11 protein-coding genes are annotated in these 11,355 nt (G+C 70.1%); 2 read left to right on the plus strand and 9 right to left on the minus strand.

Annotated features, from left to right (window positions below):
• From ABTZ89_RS27740 to ABTZ89_RS27755, 4 genes are all read right to left on the minus strand, one after another.
• Positions 1–722: GntR family transcriptional regulator (locus ABTZ89_RS27740; RefSeq protein WP_351050063.1), on the minus strand; the 722-nt coding region annotated here is incomplete at its 3' end.
• The gene (locus ABTZ89_RS27745) at positions 719–1,504 is read right to left on the minus strand and encodes an N-acyl homoserine lactonase family protein (protein ID WP_351050041.1); all 786 of its coding nucleotides are present in this window, start codon (positions 1,502–1,504) and stop codon (positions 719–721) included. The genes ABTZ89_RS27745 and ABTZ89_RS27740, both read right to left, overlap by 4 nt.
• The gene (locus ABTZ89_RS27750; RefSeq protein ID WP_351050044.1) at positions 1,497–2,405 is read right to left on the minus strand and encodes an NAD(P)-dependent oxidoreductase; all 909 of its coding nucleotides are present in this window, start codon (positions 2,403–2,405) and stop codon (positions 1,497–1,499) included. Before ABTZ89_RS27750 ends, ABTZ89_RS27745 begins: the two co-directional genes overlap by 8 nt.
• A 33-nt stretch (positions 2,406–2,438) precedes the next feature.
• Positions 2,439–3,920 (minus strand): aldehyde dehydrogenase, encoded by a 1,482-nt coding sequence (locus tag ABTZ89_RS27755; protein WP_351050047.1) that lies wholly within the window; start codon positions 3,918–3,920, stop codon positions 2,439–2,441.
• A gap of 306 nt (positions 3,921–4,226) precedes the next feature.
• Here ABTZ89_RS27755 and ABTZ89_RS27760 point away from each other — a divergent pair, with 306 nt between their 5' ends.
• Both ABTZ89_RS27760 and ABTZ89_RS27765 read left to right on the plus strand, forming a co-directional pair.
• Positions 4,227–5,567 (plus strand): MFS transporter, encoded by a 1,341-nt coding sequence (locus ABTZ89_RS27760; RefSeq protein WP_351050049.1) that lies wholly within the window; start codon positions 4,227–4,229, stop codon positions 5,565–5,567.
• On the plus strand, positions 5,564–6,826 hold the full coding sequence (locus ABTZ89_RS27765) for an alpha/beta fold hydrolase (protein WP_351050052.1): 1,263 nt from the start codon (positions 5,564–5,566) through the stop codon (positions 6,824–6,826). Before ABTZ89_RS27760 ends, ABTZ89_RS27765 begins: the two co-directional genes overlap by 4 nt.
• A gap of 1 nt (position 6,827) precedes the next feature.
• On the opposite strand, the gene ABTZ89_RS27770 is transcribed toward ABTZ89_RS27765, so the two are convergent.
• The 5 genes from ABTZ89_RS27770 to ABTZ89_RS27790 all read right to left on the minus strand — a co-directional run bounded on the left by ABTZ89_RS27770 (position 6,828) and on the right by ABTZ89_RS27790 (position 11,127).
• Positions 6,828–7,496 carry a potassium channel family protein gene (locus ABTZ89_RS27770; protein ID WP_270950179.1) on the minus strand — a complete coding sequence of 223 codons (669 nt, stop codon included), beginning with the start codon at positions 7,494–7,496 and terminating at the stop codon, positions 6,828–6,830.
• A complete protein-coding gene (locus ABTZ89_RS27775) occupies positions 7,489–8,784 on the minus strand; it encodes a TrkH family potassium uptake protein (protein ID WP_351050066.1) in 1,296 nt (431 codons plus the stop codon). Before ABTZ89_RS27775 ends, ABTZ89_RS27770 begins: the two co-directional genes overlap by 8 nt.
• A gap of 117 nt (positions 8,785–8,901) precedes the next feature.
• Positions 8,902–9,375 carry a ribonuclease E activity regulator RraA gene (gene rraA / locus ABTZ89_RS27780; protein WP_351050056.1) on the minus strand — a complete coding sequence of 158 codons (474 nt, stop codon included), beginning with the start codon at positions 9,373–9,375 and terminating at the stop codon, positions 8,902–8,904.
• 65 nt (positions 9,376–9,440) lie between these two features.
• Entirely contained in the window at positions 9,441–10,691 is a 1,251-nt protein-coding gene (locus tag ABTZ89_RS27785) for an RNA polymerase sigma factor (RefSeq protein ID WP_351050059.1), read from the minus strand.
• 31 nt (positions 10,692–10,722) lie between these two features.
• Entirely contained in the window at positions 10,723–11,127 is a 405-nt protein-coding gene (locus ABTZ89_RS27790; RefSeq protein ID WP_502949604.1) for a YciI family protein, read from the minus strand.
• Between the last annotated feature and the right edge of the window lie 228 nt (positions 11,128–11,355).

Genomic DNA, 11,355 nt, shown 5'->3' on the forward strand with positions numbered 1-11,355 from the left:
GCAGGAGTTCGCCGCCGTCGCGGTGCCGTCCGGGGTGAACGCGTCTGCAGGCGGAGTTCGCGGGCCTTCGTCATGTGGTCCCGGGCCAGGTCGTGCGCCCGGTCGGCGTCGCGCTGCTCGATCGCGTCGATGAGGGCGTGGTGCTCGACCAGCGCCTCGGACCAGCGTCCCGGGACCTTGAGGGTGGTGGCCGGGTACCGGGTGAGGTGGTTGTTCAGGCGGGTCAGCAGGTCGACGATGGTGCCGTTGTGGCTGGCCGCCCAGATCGCCTCGTGCACCGCGCGGTTCGCCGCCGCCATCGCGGGCGGATCATCGGTCGCGGTGCCGTCCATCGCCGCTTGCGCGCGCCGGATGCGGATCAGGTCGAAGTCGCTGCGCCGTTGGGCGGCGGCCGCCGCCGCGGTCGCTTCCAGGGAGATCCGGACCTCGTAGATCTCCAGGATCTCCTCGGGGCTGCGGCTGCGCACGCGCATGCCGCGATCGCCGCGCTCCACCAGCCCGTCCTGCTCCAGCCTGCGCAGGGCTTCGCGCACCGGCGTCCGGCTGGTGCCGTACTTCTCGGCCAGCACCAGCTCGACCAGTTGAGCTCCCGCCTCGAACGTGCCGTCGACGATCTCGCCGCGCAGCCGTTCGTACAGTTCGGACAGCGCCGACGCCCCCTTCCGCTGAGCCGCTCGTGAGCGGTTCCCGACAGCATACCCAGGTATGCATCGGCCTCTCAGGCGATGCGGACGGCCAGGCCCTCCAGACCCGGTACCGCCGGGAACCGTTGCAGCACCTGGGGATCGTGGCCGGGCACGATCCCGTCCGGGTGGTCCGCCAACGCGTGCAGTGCGTCGAACGCGTCGTACATCGTCGGCAGGTGGGTGACGATTCCGTAGGGCTTCACGCGCTCCACGTTCTCGTAGAAGTGGGACGCGTCGGCCGCGAGCACGACGTTGCCCGCGGCGGTGCGGACCTGCACGACTTGCAGGCCCGGGGTGTGCCCGCCGACGTGGTGCGCGGTCACGCCCGGCACCACCTCGTGCGTCCCGTCGACCAGGCGGACCCGGCCGGCGAAGTTCTGCTCCACCAGGTACGCGACGTCCGGGGGTTCCACGAAGTGCGCCAGCTGCGCCCGGCCCGCGTGGCGGGAGGTCCAGAACGCCATCTCCGATTCCTGGAGCACGACCTCGGCCCGCGGGAAGTCCGCCACGTGACCGGAGTGGTCGTAGTGCAGGTGGCTGATCACCAGGTGTCCGATGCGGTCCGGGTCCACGCCCAGCGCGCGGATGGTGTCCATCGGCGACTGCAGGTAGTCGCGGTCACCCCGCCGTGCCGCGGTTTCCGGGGTGAAACCGGCGTCGACGAGCACGGCGCGGGATTCCGAGACGGCCAGCCACACGTAGTACGAGATCGGCCAGGCGTCCAGCGCGCACGGGTCGTGGCCGTAGAAGTGCTCGCCGCGCACCGACGCTTCGCGGTGCGCGAACCTGATCGCGTAGACCTGGAACTCCTCAGCCATCGCTGACCTCGCTCCCCGTTCCGGTCATGGGACGGCCGGTCCACCGCTCCCAGAGCGTGGCGATCGAGGCGTAGTCGAGCCGACCGAGCCCTTCGGCCACGCCGAGCTCGTAGACGGTGTGCGCGCCCTGGATCCCGAACAGCGGCACCCCGCTGTCCTGGGCCATGGCCAGCGCCAGGGTGGAGTCCTTGCGAGCGGCCTCGGTGGGCATGCCGCCGTCGTAGTCGCCGTGCAGGACGCGCTCGGCGAAGCGGTGCGTCAACGGGCGGGTGAGCCCTGCCTCCGGGCCGGACAGCAGTGCCGCCAGCGCGGAACCGGAGACCCCGGTGGCCGCGGCGAGCGCACCGGCTTCGGCGAGCACCACCATCACGGCGTGCGCCACCGCGTTGTTGATCACCTTAGCGGCCATGCCGCTGCCCACGGGCCCGAACCTGGTGACACCCGCGCTGATCGCCGCCAGCACGTCAGCCACCTTGTCCACATCGGACTCGGCGCCGCCCACCAGCAGAGTCGCGGTACCACCAGCCATCTGGGACACGCCGGAGAGGATCGCCGCGTCCACCACACCGATGCCGTGCTCCGCGCAGATCTCCTGCTCCTCGGCCATGTCCGCGGGGTTGACGGTGCTGGTCTCCACGATCACACCACCAGCGCGCATCCGCGGCGCGAGCTCGGCGATCACCTGCAGCGAGATCTTCGGCGCGGGCAGGGAAAGCAGCACGACGTCGGCCTCCGCCAGCTCCGCCACCGAAGCGGCGGCGGTGACCTGCGGGTGTTCGGCGGCCTGCGCGACCCGATCCGGATCCAGGTCGAACACGCGCAGCGGGCCGTGCGCGGCGAGGCGGCCGGCGACGGCGCCGCCCATGTTCCCCAGGCCGCACAACGAAACGGTGTCACTCACCGATGTTCCCCTTCCCAGTCTGGATTTCGGCGCTCAGAGGCGGATCGAGAACGGATCGGGGGTCCTGCCGGTGAGGTCGACCATCACGTTCTTCGTGGTCAAGTACTCGTGGAGCGCTTCCTCGCCGCGCTCGCGGCCGTACCCGGACTTCCTGGTGCCACCGAACGGTGCTTGCGCGGCGCTGGCCCGGTAGGTGTTGACCCACACCGTGCCCGCCCGCAACCGCTTCGCGACCCGGTGGGCGCGGGTCAGGTCATTGGTCCAGATCCCCGATGCCAGGCCGAAATCGCTGTCGTTGGCGATCGCGACGGCCTCGTCGTCGTCGGCGAACGGGATCGCGGACAGCACCGGGCCGAAGATCTCCTCCCGGGCCAGCACCGAGTCGTTCGCGACGTCGGCGAACACCGTCGGTCGCACGAACAGGCCCTCCCCCAGTGCCGGGTCGTCGACCGGCTCGGCACCGACCAGCGCGCGGGCCCCGGACTCGACACCCGCGTCGATGGCGCGCTGGATGCGGTCGCGCTGCGGCTTGTTGGCGACCGGTCCCATCTGGGTACGCGAGTCCATCGGGTCGCCGAGGCGGATCTCCGCGGCCCGTGCCGCGACCGCCGCCACCACCTTCTCGTACACCGACTCGTGCACCAGCAGCCGACTGCCCGCGATGCAGGTCTGCCCGCCGGCGGCGAAGATCCCCGCGACCGCGCCGGTGACCGCGCGGTCCAGATCGGCGTCGGCGAAGACGATGTTCGGTGACTTCCCGCCTAGCTCCAGCGTGACCGGGACTAGGTTGCGCGCCGCTGCGGCCGCGATCGCGCTGCCGGTCGGCACGCTGCCGGTGAAGCTGATCCGGTCCAGTCCGGGGTGTTCGGACAGCGCGATCCCGGCCTGCGGGCCGCCGGTCACGATGTTGATGACGCCCGGCGGGAACCCTGCTTCCTCGACCAGGTCCGCCATCAGCAGCGTGGTCGCCGAGGCGTGCTCGGAGGGTTTGACCACCACGCAGCACCCGGCGGCCAGCGCCGGTGCGAGCTTGTTGGCCAGCAGTTGCATCGGCGAGTTCCACGCGGTGATCAGCGCGGCGACGCCGATGGGCTCGGCCAGCGTGAAGTCCAACGTGTCCGGGTCGTCCAGCGGGATGGTGCGCCCGTAGAGCTTGTCGGCGTAGCCGGCGAAGAACCGGTAGTTGCGGGCGGCGAAGCGCGCCTGGCCGGTGGTTTCGCGGACCAGCTTGCCGTTGTCGGTGGACTCCAAGCGGCCCAGCTCGTCGGCGTGCTCCTCCACCAGCCCGGCGAGCCGGTTCATCAGCTCCGCGCGGCGGACTCCGGGAGTCGTCGACCAGCCCCCGTCGAACGCGGCGCGGGCCGCGGCCACGGCGGCGTCCACGTCCCGCGGTCCGGCGTCCGGGACGGTGGCGAACTCGGCAGACGTGAAGGGGTTGATCGCGGGCAGCTCATGCCCGGTGGACGCCCCCACCCGCTGTCCCCCGATGAGCATCCGGTAGCTGACTCTGGTCATGCGGCGCACTCCACAGCACTGTTGGTCTTCGACGTCGGCGCGCGGGACCGAACACACCGTGCGGCCCGTTGGATCATTTTGTATACAGCAGGATACTAAGATCGAAGCTCCGCTTGTCAAGCGCGAACTCGCTGATTATCAGCTCCGAAAGCCCGTCCTCCGGACAAATACTTGACGATGGCATCAATGAACGTATTCTTCTGCATACGCTAGTGCACAGAGCTGTCCGCGCTCTTCTGCGGCGCGATGCCGATCTCCGGCCCGGGTCGTTCCCCCGCTCTTGCTGCACCCCCGCGAGGAGGTTCGATGCCGAACACGATCCGAGCAAGACCGGCGGAAGCGGGCTCGATGACGCGGAAGGTCGTCGCCGCCAGCTTCATCGGCACCACCGTGGAGTGGTACGACTTCTTCCTCTACGGGACCGCGTCCGCGCTGGTCTTCAACAAGCTGTTCTTCCCGCAGTTCTCCGCTCTCGCGGGCACGATCGCCGCCTTCGGCGCGTTCGCCGCGGGCTTCATCGCCCGCCCCCTCGGAGGTGTCCTCTTCGGACACTTCGGCGACCGGGTCGGCCGCAAGTCCATGCTCATCTACAGCCTCGTCGGCATGGGCGCCTCCACCATCGCCATCGGCCTGCTGCCGACCTACGCCCAGATCGGTGTGCTGGCCCCGATCCTGCTCGTGCTGTGCCGCGTCGTGCAGGGGTTCGCCGTCGGGGGCGAATGGGGTGGCGCAGTGCTCATGTCCGTCGAGCACTCCCCGGAGCACAAGCGCGGATTGGCCGGGAGCTGGACCCAAGCCGGATCTCCCGCAGGTCTGATCCTCGCGACGGTGGCGTTCGGGGGCTTTTCGATGCTCCCGGACGAGGCGTTCATGAGCTGGGGCTGGCGAGTGCCGTTCCTGCTCAGCGCCGCGCTGGTCGTGGTGGGCACGTTCATCCGGCTCAACGTCGTCGAATCACCCGAGTTCCAGGACGTGAAGGAAGCGGGCTCGCGCTCCGAGCTGCCGATCCTCGACGCCGTGAAGAACCACCCGCTCAACATCGTGCTCGCGATCGGCAGCTGCCTGGCGCCGTTCGTCAACTTCTACCTCTTCGCGACGTTCGTCCTCACCTACGGCACGTCGTCGTTGGGCCTGGAGCGCTCGGCCGTGCTGATCATCGTCGCGATCGCCGCGGGCCTGGAAGTGCTCACCATCCCGCTGGCGGCAGCCCTGTCCGACCGCATCGGCCGGCGCAAGGTCTTCCTCACCGGGGCGGTGCTGTTCGCCGCGTTCGCCTACCCGTTCTTCGCCATCAACGAGTCCGCCACCTCCACCTGGGTCCTCGGCGTCACCTCCGTCATCGGGCTCTCGTTGATCCACCCGCTGATGTACGGGCCGATGGCCACCCTGTTCGCGGAGATGTTCTCGCCCGAAGTCCGGTACAGCGCAGCCTCGCTCGGGTACCAGATCGGCGCGATCTTCGGCGGCGGCTTCGCACCGCTCATCCTGACCGCGCTGCTGGCCACCGGCATCGGCGCCGCAGCAGCCCTGCCCCCGTACCTGATCGCCGTCAGCGTTCTGACCTTCATCTCGGTCTTCTTCGCCACGCAGCCGGGCCGCAGGTACTCGACCGAGCCGGAACGGACCACGAAAGGAACGCTGGAGTGAGCACGGCATGGAACGACGCCGACCTCGAACGGTGGATGGACGCCTGCCGGGAAGACCGGGAGTTGTCCGCCCTCGCGACCGCCACCACGGTCACCTTCGGGATCCGCGCCGGGGAGCAGAACGCGCTGTTCGGCTTCAGCAGCGGACAGCTCGTCGAGCCGACCGGCGCCGCCGACTTCGAGCTGGTCGCGGCACCTGCCGACTGGAGCCGGTTCTTCCAGGCAGTGCCACCGCCCGCGTACCAGAACTTCTTCGGCATGCTCATGCGCGTTCCCGGCGCGCACGTCGAGGGCAGCGAACTGGCGATGGTGCAGCACGCACACCTCGTGCGCCGGGTGCTGGAGCTGGGCAGGACGGCGATCTCAGGTCGTCCGGCCACTCCTGCCGCCGCACCTCCGGTCCGGAGCAAGGCCGACCTCGAACCGGGCTACGTGCGCATCAGCGTTCGCGGTGAACCTGTGGAGATCTTCTACGAGGCGGCCGGCGCGGGCCAGGACGTCCTGCTCCTCCACACCGCGGGCGCCGACAGCCGCCAGTACCACGACCTCATGGCGGACACCTCGTTGACGTCCCGCTGCCGGCTGATCGCTTTCGACCTGCCCGGCCATGGTCGTTCCGACCTGCTGCCCGGAGTCCCACCAGGCGGCTACTCCCTGACGACCGACCAGTACGCCACGACCGTCCTCGCCGTCATCGACGCGCTCGGACTGACCGCGCCCATCGTCAGCGGATCCTCGATGGGCGGTGAGATCTGCCTGGAACTGGCGCACCGAGCCCCGGACGTCGTCGGCGGGGTGATCGCGTGCGAGGCCAGCGACCGGGTTCCCGGCCGGAAGGTGTCGTGGGCGAAGCACCCCTTGGTCAACGAGTCGGTCTTCGTCCCCGAGTGGGTCTACGGGCTCATGGCACCGCAGAGCCCCGAGCACTACCGCCGCAAGGTGTGGTGGGGCTACTCCCAGGGCGGGTTCGGCACCTTCGCCGGTGACATCGACTTCTACAGCGGCGACTGGGACGGCCGCGACCGGGTCGGCGAGATCGACACCGCGCGGTGCCCGGTGGTCATGATGACCGGCGAGTACGACTACTCCTGCACGCCCGAGATGTCGGAGGCAACGGCGCGGAAGATCTCCGGGGCCGTCTTCTGGACGATGCCGGACCTCGGGCACTTCCCCATGGCGGAGAACCCACCGCTGTTCGCCGACCACTTCGCCAAGGCGCTGGACCACCTCGGACGTGCAGCGCCGGGCCCCGGGGAGTGAGTCAGGTCAGCTCGGCGAAGCGCTCCAGCTGTTCGCTGGTGCCCGCGACGACGAGGATGTCGCCGTCCCGCACCACCGTTTCCGCTGTCGCGTAGGTGAAGGGCTCCCCCGGACGCTTGATGGCCACGACGGTCACGCCGTACTTCGAGCGGAGGCGCGCGTCGCCGAGCGGCCGGCCCACAGCCTCGGCCGGGGCTCGGGTCTTCGCCAGCGCGTAGTGGTCCTCCTCCAGCTCGATGTAGTCGAGCATCCGGCCGATCACCAGGTGCGCCGTCTCCTTGCCCATCTCGTGCTCCGGCAGCACGACGTGGTGCGCGCCCACCCGTTCCAGGATCCGGCCGTGCTGGCGGCTGGTGGCCTTGGCCCAGATGTTGGGGATGCCGAAGTCCGCCAGCAACGAGGTGGTCAGGATGCTGGCCTCCAGCTCGGTGCCGATGGCCACCACGGCCCGGTTGAACTGGTGCACGCCGAGCTGCCGCAGGCTCTCCGGGTCGGTGGTGTCGGCGACCGCGGTGTGCGTCAGCTCGTCGGCGAACCGCTGCACCACGGTCGGCCGCGAGTCGATGGCCAGCACCTCCGAACCGTGGCGCACCAGTTCGCTGGCCAGCGAGCTGCCGAACCGGCCCAGGCCGATCACCACGATCTGGTTCGCTGCGTCGTTCCTAGCCAACGATGGGTCGCTCCTCGGGTAGTTCGTAACGACGGGCCCGCTCGCGCAGGGCCAGTGCCGAGGCGAGCGTGACCGGGCCGAGCCGGCCGATGAACATCAGGGCCACCAGCAGCAGTTGCCCCGATTCTGGCAGGTCTGCGGTGATGCCGGTCGAGAGGCCGACGGTAGCGAAGGCCGAAACCGCCTCGAACAGCACCTGGTCCAAGCTGAACTGCGTGATCGCCAGCAGCGCCAGCACGACCGCCATGACCACTCCGACGGCGATCAGCACGATGGTCAGCGCCTGCCGCTGCACTCCTTCGGACAGTCGGCGCCCCATCACGTGCACGCTCGGCTCGCCGCGGACCTCGGCCAGGATCACGAACGCCAGCAGCGCGAAGGTGGTGACCTTGATGCCGCCGGCGGTCCCCGCGCTGCCACCGCCGATGAACATCATGATGTCCTGCACCAGCAGCGTGCCCGAGTGCATCTCACCGATGTCGAGGCTGTTGAAGCCCGCGGTGCGGGTCATCACGGCGGCGAAGAACCCGGCCAGCAGCTTGCCCGGCCAGGACAGCGGTCCCAGCGTGCCGGGGTTGGTCCACTCGGCGATGGTGATCACCGCGGTTCCACCGACCAGCAGCACCGCCGTCGCCAGCAGGGTGATCTTGACGTGCAGCTTCCAGCGCCGCGGCTGGCGGAACCGGCGGAACAGCTCGATCCACACCGGGAACCCGAGCCCGCCGGCGATCACCGCGGCCGCGATCGGCAGGCAGATCCAGGGGTCGGTGACGAAACCCATCAGGTTGTCGGGGTAGAGCGCGAACCCGGCGTTGTTGAACGCCGAGATCGCGTGGAACACGCCTTCGTACGCGGCGCGGCCGAATCCGAGGTCGTAGCCGGCGGACAGCCGAGCCGTCAGCAGCACCGCGGCGACCAGCTCGAAGGCCACGGTGAGCAGCAGGACGTTGCCCACCAGGCGGCGGACGTCGCCGAGCCCGATCGCCTTGGTCTCCGCCTGCGCGGTCAACCGCATGCGCAGCCCGAAGCGGCGGAACACCAGCAGGCTCAGCAGCGAGGCCAGGGTCATGATGCCCAAGCCACCGATCTGGATCAGCGCCACGATGATCACTTCTCCGGCGGTGGACCAGTGGGTCGCGGTGTCGACGACGACCAACCCGGTCACGCACACCGCGGAGGTCGCGGTGAACAGCGCGGCGACGAACCCGGTGGACTGCCCGGACTCGGCGGCGAAGGGCATCATGAGCAGCACGGTGCCGAGCAGGATGATCACCGCGAAACCGAGCACGACCGGCACGGCCGGCCGGGTGCGTACCGCAGGGAACCGCGGAAACCTGCGCAGGAGAGCTAGCACGGATCCACACAGTACTTCCCGCTGCGCCCGCGGCGGGCGCAGCGGCGCTGGTCACGGCTCGGTGATCACCACGACGCCGTCGCGGTCGGCGACCACGTACTCGCCGGGCACGAACTGGACGCCGCCGAGCTCGACCACCTCGTCGGCGACGCCTTCACCGGTCTTGGTGCTCTTGCGCGGGTTGGTGCCCAGCGCCTTGACGCCGAAGTCCATCTCGGCCAGCACCGCGGAGTCGCGCACCGCGCCGTTGATGATCGCGCCGCTCCAGCCGTTGGACCGGCCGAGCTCGGCGATGAGGTCGCCCATCAGCGCGGTGTGCAGCGAACCCCGGCCGTCGATCACCAGCACCTGGCCCTCGCCCGGCGTGGAGAGGATCTCCTTGAGCAGGGCGTTGTCCTGGAAGCACTTGACGGTGCGGATGCGGCCTTCGAACGCCGCGCGCCCGCCGATGTCGCGGAACTGCACGTCGCAGCTGCGTACCTCCGGGCCTTCCCGGTCCGCGAGGTCAGCCGTCGCCAGAGTCATGCGCGCGAGCGTACCCAGCGGTGGCCGGGACCCGCGCGGCAGCGCGATCAACGCCACACCGGCGATCAGCCGCAGGTCTTGGCGCGCTCCAGGAGGAGGTCGCGTTCGCGGGTGTTGGCCGTCAGCTCGGCGGCTCGTTCGAACTCGGCGCGGGCTTCGGCCGGCCGGTCGAGCTTGACCAGCAGGTCGCCGCGGACGCTGGGCAGCAGGTGGTAGTCGCGCAGGGAACCTTCGGCCACCAGCTGGTCGACCAGGTGCAGGCCGTGCTCGGGGCCGAACGCCATCGACACCGCCACCGCGCGGTTGAGCTCCACCACCGGCGACGGCGTGACTTCCGAGAGCTGCTCGTAGGTCCGGGCGATCCGCGCCCAGTCGGTCTCCTCCGGCGTGCGCGCCCGCGCGTGGCAGGCCGCGATCGCCGCCTGCAGCTGGTACGGGCCGGGTGGTGCGTCGATCTGCTCCGCCCGCTCGAGCGCGGCGAGGCCGCGGCGGATCAGCAGCTGGTCCCAGCGGGCCCGGTCCTGCTCCAGCAGCAGCACCGGCTCCCCCGTCGGGCCGGTGCGCGCGGCGGAGCGGGAGGCCTGGATCTCCAGCAGTGCCACCAAGCCGTGCACCTCGGGTTCGCCGGGCACCAGTCCGGCCAGGATCCGGCCGAGCCGCAGGGCGTCGTCGCACAGCTCGGTGCGCATCCAGTCCGCACCGGACGTGGCCGTGTACCCCTCGTTGAAGATGAGGTAGACGACTTCCAGCACCGCGGGCAGCCGCGCCGGGAGCTCGTCGGCGCTCGGCGCTTCGAACGGGATCTGCTTGCGCGCCAACGTCTTCTTCGCCCGCACGATGCGCTGGGCGATGGTCGGCTCGGGCACCAGGAACGCGCGGGCGATCTCCTTGGTCGTCAACCCGCACAGGACTCGCAGCGCCAGCGCCACCCTCGCCTCGGCGGACAGCACCGGGTGGCAGGCGGTGAACACCAGGCGCAGCAGGTCGTCGCCGAAGTCCGGGCCGAAGTCCACCTCGATCTCGGTGTGCTGCTGGTGCTCCAGGTCCCGGCCGATCTCCTGCTGCTTGCGCACCAGCCGCTCGTTGCGGCGCAGCTGGTCGATCGCCCGGTGCTTGGCGGTGGCGGTCAACCAGGCGCCCGGGTTCGGCGGCACGCCGGTCTCCGGCCACTTCTCCAGCGCGATGACCAGCGCGTCCTGCGCCAGCTCCTCGGCCAGGCCGACGTCCTGCACCATCCGGGCCAGTCCGGCGATGACGCGGGGCGCTTCGATGCGCCAGACCGCCTCGATGGCGCGGTGGGTTTCGGAAACCGTCACCACGCCATCTCAGCACAGCCGTCGTGCCGGCTCAGGCGATTCCGCCCGCTTCGCGCACTTCCTCGCGCAGCTTCGCCTCGCGCTCGGCCTCCTCCGCGGACATCTCGAAGTCCTCGGCGTCGAAGACCCGCCGCACCTCGACCGGTTCCGGGCACCGCTTGGCCCACTCCAGGGCCTCCTCGCGGGAACGCACCTGCAGCAGCCAGAACCCGGCGATCAGCTCCTTGGCCTCGGTGAACGGGCCGTCCACCACGGACCGCCCGCCGCCGGTGGCGATCTCGGTGCGGAAGCCCTCCGAGCTGGGGTGCAGCCCTTCGCCCGCGAGCAGCACGCCGGCCTTGACCAGCTGCTCGTTGTAGTCGCCCATCGCCTTGAGCAACTCCTCGCTCGGCATCTCGCCGGCCTCGGTCTCGGCGGTGGCCTTCACGATCATCATGTAGCGCATCGGGGGTCACTTCCTGGTCGTAGGTACTTGATTCCTACCAGTTCCACGGCGGTTCCAGCCGGTGAAACCCGGTGGCGGCCGGGCGTCCCGGCCGCTCACCAACGCATCGAACGGCGTCCGCCGAGATCGACCGGATGGGCAAGGCCAGCGAGCACCTGGTCTCCCGGCACGACATCGACGAGATCCTCGGCCGGTTCGAGACGATCTACCACCACGTGA

Origin of the sequence: Saccharopolyspora sp. NPDC002686, from assembly GCF_040295745.1 — a bacterium.
In the GTDB taxonomy this organism is placed as follows: Bacteria; Actinomycetota; Actinomycetes; order Mycobacteriales; family Pseudonocardiaceae; genus Saccharopolyspora; species Saccharopolyspora oryzae.